10 protein-coding genes and 3 pseudogenes are annotated in these 15,829 nt (G+C 61.7%); 10 read left to right on the forward strand and 3 right to left on the reverse strand.

Annotation, left to right across the window (positions count from 1 at the left end; translation table 11 throughout):
* Positions 1 to 22 precede the first annotated feature (22 nt).
* From paoA to paoC, 3 genes and pseudogenes are all read left to right on the forward strand, one after another.
* Positions 23 to 622, forward strand: a complete 600-nt coding sequence (gene paoA, locus H2O14_RS24855) for an aldehyde dehydrogenase iron-sulfur subunit PaoA (RefSeq protein ID WP_409526976.1) — start codon at positions 23 to 25, stop codon at positions 620 to 622.
* The gene (locus H2O14_RS24860; RefSeq protein ID WP_182830023.1) at positions 619 to 1,569 is read left to right on the forward strand and encodes an FAD binding domain-containing protein; all 951 of its coding nucleotides are present in this window, start codon (positions 619 to 621) and stop codon (positions 1,567 to 1,569) included. Before paoA ends, H2O14_RS24860 begins: the two co-directional genes overlap by 4 nt.
* Before the next feature lie 3 nt (positions 1,570 to 1,572).
* Positions 1,573 to 3,770: pseudogene (paoC, locus tag H2O14_RS24865) on the forward strand (aldehyde oxidoreductase molybdenum-binding subunit PaoC).
* A gap of 110 nt (positions 3,771 to 3,880) precedes the next feature.
* Here paoC and H2O14_RS24870 read toward each other — a convergent pair.
* The 3 genes and pseudogenes from H2O14_RS24870 to H2O14_RS24880 form a co-directional block, all read right to left on the reverse strand.
* Complete coding sequence (locus H2O14_RS24870; RefSeq protein ID WP_182830137.1) at positions 3,881 to 6,130, reverse strand: FdhF/YdeP family oxidoreductase; 2,250 nt, start codon at positions 6,128 to 6,130, stop codon at positions 3,881 to 3,883.
* 106 nt (positions 6,131 to 6,236) lie between these two features.
* Positions 6,237 to 7,312, reverse strand: a pseudogene (locus H2O14_RS24875) (catalase family protein).
* A 165-nt stretch (positions 7,313 to 7,477) separates the two neighbouring features.
* Positions 7,478 to 8,488 (reverse strand): LacI family DNA-binding transcriptional regulator, encoded by a 1,011-nt coding sequence (locus H2O14_RS24880; RefSeq protein ID WP_182830024.1) that lies wholly within the window; start codon positions 8,486 to 8,488, stop codon positions 7,478 to 7,480.
* A 180-nt stretch (positions 8,489 to 8,668) separates the two neighbouring features.
* Here H2O14_RS24880 and H2O14_RS28160 point away from each other — a divergent pair, with 180 nt between their 5' ends.
* From H2O14_RS28160 to H2O14_RS24910, 7 genes and pseudogenes are all read left to right on the forward strand, one after another.
* Complete coding sequence (locus tag H2O14_RS28160) at positions 8,669 to 8,974, forward strand: hypothetical protein (RefSeq protein WP_246697801.1); 306 nt, start codon at positions 8,669 to 8,671, stop codon at positions 8,972 to 8,974.
* Positions 8,923 to 9,911: pseudogene (locus tag H2O14_RS24885) on the forward strand (ABC transporter substrate-binding protein). The gene H2O14_RS28160 and the pseudogene H2O14_RS24885 overlap by 52 nt, the downstream one beginning before the upstream one ends.
* Positions 9,850 to 10,920 (forward strand): carbohydrate ABC transporter permease, encoded by a 1,071-nt coding sequence (locus H2O14_RS24890; RefSeq protein WP_246697802.1) that lies wholly within the window; start codon positions 9,850 to 9,852, stop codon positions 10,918 to 10,920. The pseudogene H2O14_RS24885 and the gene H2O14_RS24890 overlap by 62 nt, the downstream one beginning before the upstream one ends.
* A complete protein-coding gene (locus H2O14_RS24895; RefSeq protein WP_182830026.1) occupies positions 10,920 to 11,789 on the forward strand; it encodes a carbohydrate ABC transporter permease in 870 nt (289 codons plus the stop codon). Before H2O14_RS24890 ends, H2O14_RS24895 begins: the two co-directional genes overlap by 1 nt.
* A 29-nt stretch (positions 11,790 to 11,818) precedes the next feature.
* Positions 11,819 to 13,756: a glycoside hydrolase family 127 protein gene (locus H2O14_RS24900; protein WP_182830027.1), complete on the forward strand. Its 1,938-nt coding sequence runs from the start codon at positions 11,819 to 11,821 to the stop codon at positions 13,754 to 13,756.
* A 10-nt stretch (positions 13,757 to 13,766) separates the two neighbouring features.
* On the forward strand, positions 13,767 to 14,867 hold the full coding sequence (locus tag H2O14_RS24905) for an ABC transporter ATP-binding protein (protein WP_182830028.1): 1,101 nt from the start codon (positions 13,767 to 13,769) through the stop codon (positions 14,865 to 14,867).
* A gap of 157 nt (positions 14,868 to 15,024) precedes the next feature.
* Positions 15,025 to 15,729: a GntR family transcriptional regulator gene (locus H2O14_RS24910; protein ID WP_182830138.1), complete on the forward strand. Its 705-nt coding sequence runs from the start codon at positions 15,025 to 15,027 to the stop codon at positions 15,727 to 15,729.
* Positions 15,730 to 15,829 lie beyond the last annotated feature (100 nt).

The following is a 15,829-nucleotide window of genomic DNA, read 5'->3' on the forward strand; positions in this document are numbered from 1 at the left end:
CGAAATTTCCAGGAGACATCTCATGGTCGGCGCCGCATCAGTTTCTGTCGCCGCGAGCAGCGGGATCGCCCGCGCCTATGGCGAGAGCCGAACCGCTGCCGAAGATCGGCTAGAAAGTGAAGTTCGCCTGACGGTCAATGGGTCGCATCATGATCTCGCTCTCGACAACAGGGTGACGTTGCTCGATGCGCTGCGGGAACATCTGCATCTGACCGGAACCAAGAAGGGCTGCGATCATGGCCAGTGCGGCGCATGCACCGTTATGGTCAATGGCCGTCGTATCAATTCCTGCCTGTCGCTCGCCGTGATGCATGACGGGGACGAGGTGACGACGATCGAAGGACTGGGCCAGCCCGGCGATCTGCATCCCATGCAGGCGGCGTTTTCGAAGCATGACGGATTTCAATGCGGCTATTGCACACCCGGGCAGATCTGTTCCTCGGTCGCCGTGCTCGAAGAGATCAAGGCGAACATCCCGAGCCATGTGACGGCCGATTTGGGCGTCGCCGCCAAATTGACCGAGGATGAAATTCGCGAACGCATCAGCGGCAATATCTGTCGATGCGGAGCCTATTCCAACATTCTCGACGCGATCATGGATGTGGCGGAGGCGCGCGCATGAGAGAGTTTTCCTACGAGCGGGCCTCTTCGGTCGAGGCCGCAGCCAAGGCGGCGGCGTCGAGTCCCGACGCAAAATTCATAGCCGGCGGCACCAACCTCCTCGATCTGATGAAACTCGACATCGAGACGCCCAAGCATCTGATCGACGTCAACGGATTAGGCCTCGACAAGATCGAGAAAGTCGAGAATGGCGGTCTGCGGATCGGCGCGTTGGTGCGCAACACGGATCTCGCCGCCCACGACATAGTGCGCCGCGATTACGCGCTTCTGTCTCGCGCGCTGCTGGCCGGCGCATCCGGTCAGTTGCGCAACAAGGCGACGACCGCGGGCAACCTCCTGCAACGCACGCGCTGTCCTTATTTCTACGACACCAACCAGCCCTGCAACAAGCGCAAGCCCGGCAGCGGCTGTTCGGCAATCGGCGGTTATTCGCGGCAGCTCGCCGTCATCGGGGGCAGCGACGCCTGCATCGCGACCAATCCGAGCGACATGTGCGTCGCGCTCAGAGCGCTCGATGCGATCGTCGAAACCGTCAAGGCCGACGGTTCCCGGCGCTCGATCCCGATCACGGATTTCCATCGACTTCCCGGCGACACGCCGCATATCGAAACGGCCTTGGAAGGCGGCGAGATCATCACGTCCATACTGCTCCCGCCAGCGATCGGCGGCAAGCAGATTTACCGGAAGGTGAGGGACCGCGCGTCCTACGCCTTCGCGCTCGTTTCGGTGGGCGCGATACTCCAGCCCGATGGAACAGGACGAGTGGCGGTCGGCGGGATTGCGCCGAGGCCTTGGCGTCTGGATGCCGCGGATGGCGCGCTGCCCGAGGGAGCCGGGCCGGCGACCAGCGCGTTGCTGGCCGATGCTCGCCCCACCGACGACAACAGGTTCAAGGTCGATCTCGTTGAGCGCACGCTCAGTGCGGTGATCGCTGCAGGAAGGATTTGAGGCATGAAGTTCGAAACGCCTGCGACCGAAAACCCCATCGATCGCCTTCGCGTGGTCGGCAAGCCCATCTCCCGCATCGATGGTCAGCTCAAGACCACGGGCCGGGCCAAATACGCCTATGAATGGCATGACCCGGATATCGCCTATGTCTACGGCTATCCGGTCGGCGCATCGGTCCCGAAGGGACGCATTCTCTCGATCGATGGATCGGCGGCAATGAAATCGCCCGGTGTTCTCGGCGTCATCTCCGCCCTGGATTTCAACGATTTGAAAAAGGGTAAATTGAACACCGCCCGACTGTTCGGCGGCGGCGAGGTTCAGCACTATCACCAGGCGGTCGCGGTCGTCGTGGCCGAGACATTCGAGCAGGCCCGTTCCGCGGCCGCCTTGGTGAAGGTCGATTATGCGGAAGAGCGCGGCGTCTTCGACCTGGCGCAAGCAAAGCCGAAGGCTGAGAAACCCGATGAGTCCGACAAGCCGGACACGGCGGTCGGAGATTTCGACGCGGCCTTCAAGGCCGCGCCCGTCACGCTCGACGAGACCTATACGACGCCGGATCAGTCGCACGCCATGATGGAGCCGCACGCCTCGATCGCCGCATGGGACGGGGAAGACCTCACGGTCTGGACCTCGAGCCAGATGATCGATTGGTGGCGAACAGACCTCGCGACGACGCTGGCCATGGACAAGGACAAAGTGCACATCATGTCGCCTTTCATCGGCGGCGGTTTCGGCGGCAAGCTTTTCCTTCGAACGGATGCCGTGCTCGCCGCGTTGGCGTCGAAGAAAGTCGGACGTCCGGTGAAGGTCGGACTGCCGCGCCCCATGATCATGAACAACACGACCCACAGGCCGGCGACGATCCAACGCATCCGGATCGGCGCGGGCGGCGACGGAAAGATCACCGCGATCGGCCATGAGAGCTGGTCCGGCAATCTTCCCGGCGGCAGCCTGGAAACTGCAGTCAACCAGACCCGGCTTCTCTATGCCGGGGCCAATCGGATGACGGCGATGCGGCTTGCCACCCTCGATCTCCCCGAGGGCAACGCCATGCGCGCCCCCGGAGAAGCTCCCGGCCTGATGGCGCTGGAGATCGCCATCGACGAAATGGCCGAAAAGCTCGGTATGGATCCGATCGCTTTCCGCATCGCCAACGACACGCAAGTCGATCCTGAAAATCCCGAGCGTCCCTTCTCGCACCGCGATCTGGTCGGATGTCTCGAACAGGGCGCGGATCGTTTCGGATGGAAGGATCGCCCTGCGGTCGCCTCGCGGCGCGACGGCGATCTGATGATCGGCTACGGCGTGGCGGCGGCGTTTCGCGACAATCTCGTCATGCCGTCGGGCGCCCGCGTGCGCCTCGGCGCCGATGGATTGGTCACCGTCGAGACGGATATGACCGACATCGGCACGGGCAGCTATACGATCATCGCACAGACCGCGGCGGAGATGCTGGGCGTCGAAATCGACAAGGTGGCCGTGCATCTCGGTGATTCCGCTTTCCGGTGTCTGCGGGCTCCGGCGGTCAGTTCGGCGCCAATTCCTCGACTTCGGGCGTTTACGCGGCCTGCGTGAAACTCCGCGATGCGGTGGCCAGCAAGCTCGGGTTCAATTCCGGCGACGTCGTGTTCGAGAACGGCCAGGTCCGCTCGGGCAACCGGTCAGAAGCGCTCGCGCAAGCCGCCGTCGACGGCGAGATTGTAGCCGAAGACAGCATGGAATGGGGTGATCTGACCAAGACGCACCAGCAATCCACCTTTGGCGCGCATTTCGTCGAGGTCGGCGTCGATGTCTACACCGGCGAAACCCGCGTACGTCGTATGCTCGCCGTCTGCGCCGCCGGTCGCATCCTCAACCCGGTAACGGCGCGCAGCCAGGTGATCGGCGCCATGACCATGGGCGTCGGCGCGGCCCTGTCGGAGGAACTCGCGGTCGACGCCGGCCGCGGCTTTTTCGTCAACCACGATCTCGCAGGATACGAGGTTCCGGTCCATGCGGACATACCGCATCAGGAGGTCGTCTTCCTGGATGAGACCGATCCTTACTCCTCGCCGATGAAAGCCAAGGGCGTCGGCGAACTCGGCCTGTGCGGCGTGTCTGCGGCGATCGCCAATGCGATCCATAACGCGACCGGCATTCGTGTGCGCGATTACCCGGTGACGCTGGACAAGCTGTTGAAGGGCATGCCTTCGCTCGGATGAAGGCTTAATACGCCTCGCTAAGTCCGGCGCCGGCAATGTCTGCGGATTGGCTGAGCCCTGAAACGACAACGCCGCCGACGCGCGAGCGCCGGCGGCGTTTTCATACCGGCTTACGGCTCGATGCGAACCGGCACGGCCTTGGAGGCGGGCGTCTTGGACATTTCGTCATGGTGGTCTATCGCCACGAGGACGTTGGCCTCGGGATAATAGGCGCCGATCGTTCCAGGCGGAAGCGTGTGACGGGTGACCCGCAGACCGGGAAGGGCGCGGCGGACGCCATCCTCGAAATCGCTGACGAGGGTGACGATCTGGCCTTCCGTCAATCCGGCGGACCGGATGTCGTCGTCGCACATCAGCACCACGTCACGCGTGCCTTCGATACCGCGGAAGCGATCGGAATAGCCGTAGATGGTGGTGTTGAACTGGTCGTTGGAGCGCAGGGTCATCAGGCGGTAGCGGCCGGGGGCGTCGGCGAAAGCGAGCGCGTTCAGCCGATCCGGCGTCGTGAAGACGGCCTTGCCTTGCTCCGTCTTCCAGACGCGCTCACGCGCCGCATTGCCGCGGTAGAAGCCGCCCGGTTGGAACATGCGCGCGTTGTAAGCCTTGAAGTCGTCCGGATAGGTCGCCTCGATCAGATCGCGGACTAGGCTGTAGTCTGACGTCCAATCATCCCAAGTCAGTCTCGGGTTCGCAGCCACCGAAGCCTTGGCGATCCCGGCGACGATCGCCAATTCGCTCTTCAAATGCTCCGACGCCGGCGTCCTTTTGCCGGTGGAGGCCGAGACGTTGGAGAAACTGTCCTCCGTGGTGACCGATTGCACCCCTGTCGCCTGTTCGTCCCGCTCGAAGCGCGACAGGCAAGGAAGGATATAGGCGGACTTTCCCGGAAAAAGATGGCTGCGGTTCAGCTTCGTCGAGACCATAACCGTAAGGTCCTGGGCGGCCCAGCACCGTTCCATCGCCTCCTGGTCCGGCGTGGCGCGGACGAGATTGCCGCCGAGCGAAATGAAAGCCTTGATCTTGCCCGACATCAAGCCCTTGACCGCATCGACGATCGTCGTTCCGTCTTCGGTCGGCGGGTCGAAGTCGAACAAGGTCTTCAGCCTGTCCATCGGGATCAGTTTGGTTTTTTCGGCGATCCCGACGGTGCGCTGTCCCTGGACGTTCGAATGTCCTCGCACGGGACAACAGCCAGCGCCCTCGCGACCGATATTGCCGCGCAACAGCAGGAGGTTGACGACCATAGCGATATTGAGTGCGCCTTGGGAGTGTTGGGTGAGACCCATGCCATAGACGCCGATTACGCGTTCCGCCTCGATGTAGATTTCGCCTGCGCGCCGAAGCGCGGCCTGCGACAAACCACTCTCCCGCTCGATCGCATGCCAATCCGTCGAGCGCACGAGTTCGATGAAGCCGTCGAAGCCGGTCGTGTGTTCCGCGATGAAGGCGACATCGATGATCCGCGGCAGGTTCCGGGCCAGAGCGTCGTCGTCGACTTCGATCACGACTTTGCAAAGGCCGAGAATGGCGGCGATGTCGCCGCCGGCGCGGACCTGCAGATATTCGTCCGAGATCGGGGTTTCACGGCCGGTCAGCATGTCGAATGGATTTTGCGGATTGACGAAAGAAACGAGACCCTGCTCGACCACTGGATTGAACGTCACGATCTTAGCGCCGCGCTGCTTGGCCTCCTGAAGCGGATGCAGGAATCGTGGGCTGTTGGAGCCGGGGTTCTGACCGAAAAAGAAGAAGGCGTCGGCCTTTTCCAGATCGTCCCAGACCACGGTGCCGACCGGAGACCCTATGACCTTGTTGAGGCCCACCGAGGTGGTCTCATGGCACATGTTCGAGCTTTGCGGGAGGTTGTTGTTGCCATAGGTGCGGGCGAGAAGCGCATAGAGATAGGAAGCTTCGAGCCCGGCATGGCCCGAGGCGTAGAAGACGACGCTGTCGCGCGGCAGTGATTTCAAGGTCGCGCCAATGTCTGCGAAAGCGTCTTCCCAGGACACGGCTGCATATCGATCCGTTTCGGCGTCGTAGCGCAGCGGATGGGTCAACCTGCCGGTTTGCTCGAGATCGTAATCCTTCCAGCTTCGCAGCTCCGAAACCGTGTGATCACTCCAGAACTCTGGTCCGCAGCGGGCGCCGGTGAGATCCGAGAGCGTGGCTTTCGCTCCATTTTCGCAAAACTCGAACGCTCTGTAATTGGCCGGTTTCGGCCAGGCGCAGGACACGCACATCACGCCGCCGGGCTTGTTCATCCGCCAGATGTCTTCGACGACGCCCGCCGGCGGATGCGTGTCGCTTGCGATGCGGGCGAGTGACGTAAGTGAGCCCCAGCCCCGGCCGGGCCTTCGGATTCAGGGTTGGCGATGGCGTCGGTCATGATGAATTTCCCATTGCGGGTGCAAAAATGGTCGACAGCGCCCTCGTCGTGAAGGCGCTGTCGGTGTGTTCGGCGCAGATTTATTGGGCCGGCTCGTGGAAGGGACAGCCGTTGAAACGAGCCCTAAATTCGGCGGAATGGCGATAGGGCTCTTTCCTCGCCCGATTGATGCCGCCGAGCGGCTGGTGATCGAGGAGGCCCGTCCAAACGCTGAACCGCATTTCCTCATCGACTTTTTGAACGATATCGTCGCGCCAGCTGTCTTGAGGTCCCGCCTCTATCGTCGCGACGGTGACGAAAGGCGCGTCGTCCTCCTTCCACTCCACCGTCGGGTCTTCGACGGGATGCGCGGCGAGATCGCGACAAAGCTGAACTTGAAATTCCCAGACGCCATGCGTCGTCCTCATCTCGGACTGCACCGTCTCCCGAATGGCGTTTTCACGATCCCTGGCGTCGATTTCCGCGCCTGTGCGCCTGGTGAGGTCCGGCGAGACGGGCTTGAGGCGGAATTTGGCGATGTAGTCGCCATAGCGAAACGGCGTGACGCTGAAATAAGTCTCTCCGAGCGGATCGGAATTCGGCGCGCCGCCCAACCCGGCAATCGTCGGGCTGGAGACGCCGACCGCTTCGAGGCCCTTGTTGACTGTCTGCAACACGGTCGACATCACGGTCTTGGTCGTCTCCATCCGGTCCGTCGTCTTGGCGAGAAGCTTCAGGCTCGACAGGAATTTCTCAGGCGTCGGCGCTTGAAAGATCGGACCGTTGACCATGATGAAGTCCTGCGTCCGGCCATCGGCGTCGGGAAGCCGGGCGCCGTCGACCTCGAGAACTTTCAGCGCTAGCCCACGCGGCAGCGACACGGCGTCGGGCAGGATGTCGCCAGCGTTGGTGGAAAGGCGCATAAAGACCCGATGTTCCCCGGGCTTGGCGAACAGACCCTGTGCGAGTTCGGGGGAAGTCCGGCCGCAATGCGCATGACGCCCTCGATCACGCCATGCGCTTTCGCATGCACGGAACGGACGGCGTGACCATAATCCTTGGACGTCGTCTGGAGAATGATGTCGAACTGGTCGATGAGGGCGGCGATGGTCTCCCCCTCGTTCGGTTGGATCGTTTCGACGCCGGGGGCGTAGCGGACGGGGAGGGGAAGTGACATTGGCGCTCCTGTCAAAAACCCGAAACGCGGTCGCGCGCGGCGGGTTCCTGCCAGCGATGTAATGACGCCGCCGCCCTCCGCTCGGGCGTCAACTGCGCCATCTCATGGCAATCGACGATGTTGTGTTGCCGAACTCGTCACCGAAGACGACGTAATCGGACATGTCTATCGAGGATCGGATTGAGACGACTTCCTGACGATCAGACTGCAGGGCAGTCTCGTCGTGCCAGGCTCCACAGATTCGCCGTTGCAAAGCCTATGAATGGCGAGTCCGGCGCGTCGTCCCAAGGCCTTGAGTTCCATGTCGACCGTCGTCAGCGGCGGCCGGGTCTGTTTGGCGACGATCTCCCAGTTGTCGAAACCGGCGATGGCGATGTCGTCGGGAATCGAGATGGCGTTGTCGCGCAACGCATCGATGACGCCGCGGGCGATTTCGTCGCTGCCGCAGAAGATGGCGTCCGGCAGCGCATGTCCGCTGCTCAGCATCTGCGCCACCGCCTCGCGGCCCCATTCTTCCGTCCATTCGCCGAAGACGACCGAAGCGCCATCGCCGGTCAGCGCGCGATAGGCGTCGGCGCGAATGCGCGCCGCCCTGTATTCCTCGGGGCCGGTGATGTGGAGGATCCGCTGGCGCCCCAGGCCCTGGAGATGTTCGACCGCGAGCCTTGCGCCCTGGGCGTCGTCGGGATGGAAGGTGACGCTCTCCTCCGGTCCCTCCGCAAAGGCGTAGACCACCGGGATCGGCAGCTTTGCAAATTCCGGCGGCGGCCTCATGTCGAGGCGCGTAGCCGTGAAGATGATGCCGTCGACCTGGCGATCGAGCAGGGATTCGAGATGGAGACGCGCCAGCCGCGGATCATTGTTGGTGGCGCAAAGGAACACCGAAACTCCGTGGTCGACAAGGGCTTCCGATACGCCCGCGACCATCGGCAATGTCAGTCGGCCATAGGTGTCGTTGGTGATCATGCCGATCGCATGGCTTCGTCGCTTCAACAACCCACGCGCGAGCGCATTGGGACGAAAGCCGATCTCTTCAGCCACCCGGCGCACCTTTTCGACCGTCTCGGCCTTGGTCCGGCCGATGCCGTTGAGCGCATTCGACGCCGTCGCGATACTGACCCCGGCAGCATCCGCCACATCGCGAATCGTACGCCTGCCTTTATCGGATCTGGTCACTCAAGCCTCCTGTTCCGCTTCTATGATAAAACCTTTTAGCAGAAATAATCGTGTTGATGAAAGGTTTTATCAAAAAGTTGCTCCCACGGTGTGCACAGACTGTCGACATTCCGGATCTTCTCTCATAACGTTTCCTTCGTAGAGAGGCCAGGACGGTCCGAAGGAAGAGGAGAACGCATCATGTTGAAGTTGAAAGCCACGGTCACCGCATTTGCACTTTTGGCGAGCACCGCGCTTGCGAGCGCCGAAGAAGTCACGCTCTGGGTGCGCACCTCGTCGGGCGCCGTGCTGCAGGGCCTCGCCGAGAAATACAACGCCGCGCATTCCGATAAAGTCAACGTCACGCAGATCACCGCCGAACAGATGGTCCCGAAGCTGGGAGCCGCTATCGCCGGCGGCGCAGCCCCGATGGCGCCGTGCTCGACCTCATCTACATGCCGACATTCGCCGCCAACGACAGTCTCGAGGACATCTCCGAATTCGTGAAGGGCCTGCCCTACGCCGATGCTCTCAGCCCATCTCACATCCGCCTCGCGACTTACGACGGCAAGATCTATGGCGTGCCCGCGCTGCCCGACGCCTCGATCATCGCCTACAACACCGATCTCTTCGCGAAAGCGGGCCTCGATCCCAAGAAGGCCCCGGCGTCGCTCAAGGAGATCGCCGAAGACGCCAAGAAGATCCATGCTCTCGGTGACGAGACCTACGGATTCTATTTCGTCGCCAATTCCGGCAGCTGGCTGATCTATGATTTCCTGCCGCATCTCTGGGCCGCCAATTCCGATATTTTGAGCGAGGACGGCCGCACGGCGACCGTGGACACCCCGGCGTTCCGCGCTACTGTCGCGGCCTATCGCGACATGTGGGCGGCGGGCGCCATTCACCCGACATCCCGTTCCGGCAATGGCAACAACGCCGTGGAAGCCTTCGCTTCGGGAAGGTCGGCATCCTCATGACCGGTTCCTACATCGTGAACCTGCTGACCAGCAAGTATCCCGACGTGAAATTTGACGTCGCGCCGATCCCGGGTCCGGACGGCGGGGCATCGAGCTTCGCCGGCGGCGACACGCTCGCCCTCATCAAGGGGATCAGCGAGGAAAAGAAGAAAGTCGCGCTGGACTTCGTGAAATTCTACATGGAGCCGGAGCAGCAGGTCTACATCACCAAGGAATCCGGCATGCCGTCGCGCACCGACCTCGCCAAGGAGGCCTATGCCCAGTTCGACCCGCGCAACCTCGTCGCCTATGATATCCTGGCGAAAGCGCGCACGCCCTACACCTTCTCTTCGGACGAATTGTTCGTCAGCCGCACCGGTCCGTTCCTGAACCTCATCCAGGGTGCGATCTTCGGCGAAGACGTCGATGGCTCGATCTCCAAAGCCCAGGGCGAATTCACCAAGATTCTCGATCGCACCAATCCTTGATCGATCAGGTGCGAGGCGGTTCGCCGCCTCGCATTCGACCTCCACGATCTCCCGAATTCCGAACCTGAGGCATCCCGTGTCACAACCGCTCACGAGCGATCAGGAAGCGCGTACGAAGCGCGCCGTTGCCGCCGATGCGGAGCCCAAGGGCTGGCTCGGCCTGGCCTTCATTCTCCCGGGCTTCCTGTTTATCTTCGTCCTGTTCCTCGTGCCGCTGGCGATGACGATCTGGATGAGTTTCTACAACTGGCCGCTGCTCGGCCGTCGAAAGTTCATCGGCCTCGAAAACTATGTCGAACTGCTCGGCGACACCCAGCTTTGGCACTCGCTCGGCTTCACCTTGCTTTACACCGGCCTGGTGACCGCGGCGATCTTCGCGGTTGCGTTTCCGCTGGCGCTTCTGGTCGACAAGCCGCTGCGCTCGGCGGGCTTCTTCCGCACGGTCTATTTCATGCCCGTGGTCATCGGTTTCGGAGCCGCGTCGACACTGTGGATGTGGCTGCTCAATCCCGACAGCGGCGTCTTCGCCCAGGTCCTGCGCGGCCTCGGCCTGATCTCGTCGGCGCCGCGCCCGCTCGAAAGCTTCTGGCCGGCGTTGGCTGTGATTATCCTTATGGTCGTCTGGAAAACCGCCGGCTTCACCATGGTCATCCTTCTCACCGGACTGCAGAGCATCTCCAACGATGTAATCGAAGCGGCCAAGATCGACGGCGCGAGCGTCTTTGCCCGCTTCCGCCGCATCACGCTGCCGCTGATGCGCAACTCGCTGGTGCTGGCGCTGGTGATCAACGTCACTTCTTCCATGCTTGCCTTCGACCAGTTCTTCATCATTACCCAGGGCGGACCGGAGAATTCGACGATATCGGCGGTGTTCTCGATTTATCTCGCCTCCTTCTCGTCCTATCGGCTCGGCTATGGATCGGCTCTGTCCTTCGCCCTGCTCGTCGTCCTCGTCGCGATCAGCGCCATCCAGTTCGTGCTGTTGCGCGACCGCCCGGAGGAAAGCTGATGTCCGGTCCTGCTTCGAAATCAAGCGGCGCGCCGACGAGCGAGCGCCTGGGCTACTGGCTGTTCTTAGCCATCTCCATCCTGCTCGCGATCCTGTTCATCATGCCGATCGTCTGGTCGGTGGCCAACTCCTTCAAGCCTGCCGCCGAAGCGCTGGCCAATCCGGCGGCGCTGTTTTCCAAGGCTTTTTCACTGGAGAACTACCGGCGTCTCGAAAATGTCGGCGCCGGCTGGTATGTCTATGCCGGCAATTCGGTGATGATCGCCATCGGCACGGTCATCCTCACCGTGCTGGTCTCCGTGCCCGCCGGTTACGGATTTTCCAAGTTCAGGTTTCCCGGCCAATCATTGTTCTTCGTGCTGATCATGGCGACGATGATGATCCCGTTCCAGTCGATCCTGACGCCGCTGTTCCTGATCCTGAAGTTTCTCGGTTTGCAGAACAGCCTTGTCGGCCTGGTGCTGATCTACGTGACCTTCCAGCTGCCGTTCTCGGTCTTCATGATGCGCAACGCCTTCGACGCCGTGCCGAAGGCCCTGATCGAGGCGGCGCGGATCGACGGGGCGTCCCAGATGACGATTCTTCGCCGCATCATGCTGCCGATTGCGCTGCCGGGCGTGGCCACCGTGGCCATGTTCGCCTTCCTCAATTCCTGGAACGAGTTCCTCGCCGCCCTGATCTTCCTGTCCGACCAGAACAAGTTCACCTTGCCCATCATGCTGGTGAACGTATCCTCCGGTCTCTACGGGATCATCGATTGGGGCGCGCTGCAGGCCGGCATCGTGGTCACCATGATCCCCTGCATCATCCTGTTCCTGCTCTTGCAACGCTATTACGTGCGCGGCCTGACCGCCGGCGCCGTCAAGTAAAGCGCGGCCCCGCCGCTCTAGGAGTCCCCATGCTTTCGACGAAAACTTCTCCCTCCCGCCGTCCCGTCCAGCGCTATGTCCCGGTCGACCACAGCCGCGTCGTCTTCGACGGCGGCTTCTGGAAGAGCTGGAGCGAAACGGTGCGAGACGTCACCATTCCCACCCAGCACATGCGCCTCGACGAAGAAGGCTTCCTCGAAGTGCTTGATTTCGGCATGCCCCCTGCGCCGCTGGCGCGACCGATCCAGCCGAGCGGTCTTTCGATGCAGCATTTCTTCGATTCCGATTTCGGCAAATGGATCGAGGCCGCGAGCTACACGCTGAAGAACAATCCCAATCCCGATATAGAAGCCAAGATCGATGCGATCGTCGTCCAGCTCGAAAAGGGGCAGATGGAGGACGGTTATCTCAACAGCTGGTTTATCCGCCGCGAGCCGGAGAAGCGCTGGACGAATCTGCGCGATCTTCACGAAATGTACTCCATGGGCCATTTGCTCGAAGGAGCGGTCGCCTATTTCGAAGCGACCGGCAAGCGCCGCTTTCTCGACGTGATGATCCGCGCCGTCGATCACATCATCGACACGTTCGGCCGTGAGCCGGGCAAGCTTCGCGGCTATGACGCGCATGAAGAAATCGAATTGGCCCTGGTCAAACTCTATCGCGTCACACGCGATCCGCGCCACCTGGCGCTGGCGACCTACTTCGTCGACGAGCGCGGCCAGATGCCCTCCTATTTCGACGAGGAAGCGCGCAAGCGTGGTGAAAATCCCGAAGACTATGTCTACAAGACCTATGCCTATAGCCAGGCGCATATGCCGGTGCGTGAACAGCATCAAGTGGTCGGCCATGCCGTGCGGGCCATGTATCTTTTCTCGGCGATGGCCGATCTCGCCGTCGAGAATGACGATCCGTCGCTGTTTGAAGCCTGTGACCGCCTGTACGACAATCTGATCGGCCGGCAACTCTACATCACCGGCGGACTGGGCCCTTCGGCCTCGAACGAGGGTTTCACCCGCGAATACGACCTGCCCAACGAGACGGCCTATGCCGAGACCTGCGCGGCGATCGCACTGGGCTTCTGGAGCCATCGCATGGCCCAGATCGAACTCGACGGCCGCTTCACCGACAAGCTCGAAACGGTGCTTTATAATGGCGCTCTGTCCGGCCTCTCGCGTGACGGAGAGCACTATTTTTATGAGAACGTGCTGGAAAGCCATGGCCAGAATCGACGCTGGAAATGGCATTACTGCCCGTGCTGCCCGACCAACATCGCCCGTTTCATCACGTCGCTCGGCCAGTATTTCTATTCTTGCGCCGAAAGCGACGTCGCGGTGCATCTTTACGGCCAGAACAGCGCCGAACTGACCGTCGGCGATCGTTACCTCCGACTGCGGCAGGAGACCCGCTACCCCTGGGAAGGCGACGTCGCCCTGTTGATCGGCGTCGACGCGCCGGCCCGCTTCACCTTGAGACTCAGAATTCCCGGTTGGTGCCGCAAGGCCGTCGTTTCGGTCAACGGAGAAACCATCGATCTCGGCAAGTCGGTCATCGCGGGCTATGCGGCGGTCGATCGGGAATGGCGTGACGGCGATGTCGTGCGCCTGTCCTTCGATATGCCGATCGAGAGGCTTTATGCCCATCCCGCGGCGACAGAAGATGCGGGACGCGTCGCCCTCCAGCGCGGCCCGGTCGTTTTCTGCGTCGAGGAAACCGATATCGGCACGGAACCGCAACGGCTGCGCCTGGCCGCAGACGCGGCCTTGTCGGCCCGTTTCGACGAGGATCTTCTCGGCGGCGCGACAGTTATCGAGGGCGAGGCCGTCGAAGCCGATGCTTCAGATTGGCGAAACACTCTCTACCGCACGGCTCCACCCAGGTTGAAAGCCCGCCGGTTCAAGGCGATACCCTATCACCTGTGGGCAAATCGCGAGGCCGGCGCAATGTCGGTCTGGCTGCACGAGAAGTAAGGAGAGCATCATGGCCCGGCTCGAATTGCGCAATGTGGTGAAATCCTACGGTATCTACGAGGCGGTGCGCGGCATCAGCCTCGATATCGAAGACAACGAATTCGTCGTCTTCGTCGGTCCATCCGGTTGCGGCAAGTCGACGACGCTGCGCATGATCGCGGGCCTCGAACATATCAGCAGCGGCGAGATCGCCATCGGCGGCCAGACCGTCAATCGCCTCGGTCCCGGCAAGCGCGACATCGCCATGGTGTTCCAGAGCTATGCGCTCTATCCGCATATGACCGTTCGCGAAAACATCTCCTTCTGCCTGGAGCAACAGCGCCTGCCGCAAGCGGAAATCGACGATCGGATCATGCGGGCGGCAGAGACGCTGCACATCACCGAACTTCTCGGACGGCGCCCCGGCCAGTTGTCAGGAGGGCAACGTCAACGCGTCGCCATGGGCCGCGCCATCGTGCGCAATCCCAAGGTCTTCCTGTTCGACGAACCATTGTCGAATCTCGACGCAAAACTGCGCGTGCAGATGCGGACGGAAATCAAGCGCCTGCACCAGCAGATGCCGACGACGACGGTGTATGTCACTCATGACCAGATCGAGGCCATGACCATGGCCGACCGCGTCGTGGTGATGAATCGCGGCGTGATCGAGCAGGTCGGCCCGCCGCAGGATCTCTATCACCATCCCGCCAGTCAGTTCGTGGGCGGCTTTATCGGCTCGCCGTCGATGAACATGCTGACCGCACGCCTGGAGAAAGATGGCGACGATCTCGTCGTCGTCCTGGAAGACGGCTCGCGCCTTGCTGTTCCGGCCCCCAGAGCGGACGTCTACAGCGCCTATGCCGGTAAAGCCGTGGTGTTCGGCATTCGCCCTGAATCGATTTCGAGCCTGGCGCCGAAACCGGGCTTTGCAATGCTCGACGCCAAGATCGATCTCGTGGAGCCGCTCGGTCCCCTGACGATGGTCTATTTCAATATCGGCGCTGCAACACTCTGCGCCAGCATCGAGCCGGAAAGCGAACCTCGTCCGCAATCGACGATGTCATTGTCGTTCAACATGAACCAGATGCATCTCTTCGACTTGGAATCCGGTCGCTCGCTCGCGCGGATGTGAAGCTGGTTTTCTTTTCGCGAAAGTCGCTCTAAGACACGGTTTGCCGAGATCCAGGAGTCCAGATTGTATCGTTCAAGCGCGGACCGCGTTCGGCACGAGGCGATAAGGTGCGTGAACGTTCAGATGGGGTCCGGAGGTCGACATGCTTGATGATGTGATGCAGGGCCAGCCGGAGCCGACGCGAGCGCGTGGCTCCAACACACAAAGCGTCTATGATGCGTTGCGCCACGAGATCCTGACGATGAAGCTGGGTCCGGGCAGCCCGCTCGACGAGGTGGGATTGTCGGAGCGCTTCAGCATGTCGCGCACGCCGGTTCGCGAAGCGTTGCTGAGGCTCTCCGCCGATGGATTGGTCACCACGCTGCCGAACCGCAACACGATCGTCTCGATGATCGATTTCGCGGGTCTTCCTCCCTATTTCGAGGCGTTGACCTTGATGTACAGGGTTACGACACGTGGCGCGGCGCTCCATCGCGGCGGAAGGATGGTGGACGAGATCCGCGCTCACCAGCGGGCATTCGCGACCGCCGTTGTCGCGCGCGACGCTTATGCGATGATCGACGCCAACAGGGAATTCCACGTCGCGATCGCGGAAGCGGCCGGAAACGGCTACTACACGCGTTTTTTTGCGCGTCTGCTCGATGAAGGCCGCCGCATATTAAGGCTTTATTACTCGACGTTCGACGACCGGCTGCCCCGCCAGTATGTCGATGAGCATGAGGAAATGATCGTGACGATCGAGGCGGGAGACGTAACCCGCGCCGACGCGCTCGCCACGGTTCATGCCGCCCAGATCGTTCGGCAGATCCAGGAATATGTCGCGCGCAATCTCGAGGAGCCTATGGCGTTGCCGCTTAAATGAGATCAGCGGGGAAGGGAGCTTCCGACATCCTGCACCATTCGCATCGATTGAAGGAGCATGTTTGGCGACCGTCGCCAGCCGTCGAATTCGGGTCTTTCAT

The organism is Rhizobium sp. G21 (genome assembly GCF_014158035.1).
In the GTDB taxonomy this organism is placed as follows: domain Bacteria; phylum Pseudomonadota; class Alphaproteobacteria; order Rhizobiales; family Rhizobiaceae; genus Rhizobium_E.

Excerpts from the sequence above, each read along its gene's own strand:
- paoA (WP_409526976.1), top strand. The coding sequence starts at position 23 with ATGGTCGGCGCCGCATCAGTTTCTGTCGCCGCGAGCAGCGGGATCGCC.
- H2O14_RS24905 (WP_182830028.1), top strand. The coding sequence starts at position 13,767 with ATGGCCCGGCTCGAATTGCGCAATGTGGTGAAATCCTACGGTATCTAC.
- H2O14_RS24910 (WP_182830138.1), top strand. The coding sequence starts at position 15,025 with ATGCAGGGCCAGCCGGAGCCGACGCGAGCGCGTGGCTCCAACACACAA.
- H2O14_RS24900 (WP_182830027.1), top strand. The coding sequence starts at position 11,819 with ATGCTTTCGACGAAAACTTCTCCCTCCCGCCGTCCCGTCCAGCGCTAT.
- H2O14_RS24895 (WP_182830026.1), top strand. The coding sequence starts at position 10,920 with ATGTCCGGTCCTGCTTCGAAATCAAGCGGCGCGCCGACGAGCGAGCGC.
- H2O14_RS24890 (WP_246697802.1), top strand. The coding sequence starts at position 9,850 with ATGGCTCGATCTCCAAAGCCCAGGGCGAATTCACCAAGATTCTCGATC.
- H2O14_RS28160 (WP_246697801.1), top strand. The coding sequence starts at position 8,669 with ATGTTGAAGTTGAAAGCCACGGTCACCGCATTTGCACTTTTGGCGAGC.
- H2O14_RS24860 (WP_182830023.1), top strand. The coding sequence starts at position 619 with ATGAGAGAGTTTTCCTACGAGCGGGCCTCTTCGGTCGAGGCCGCAGCC.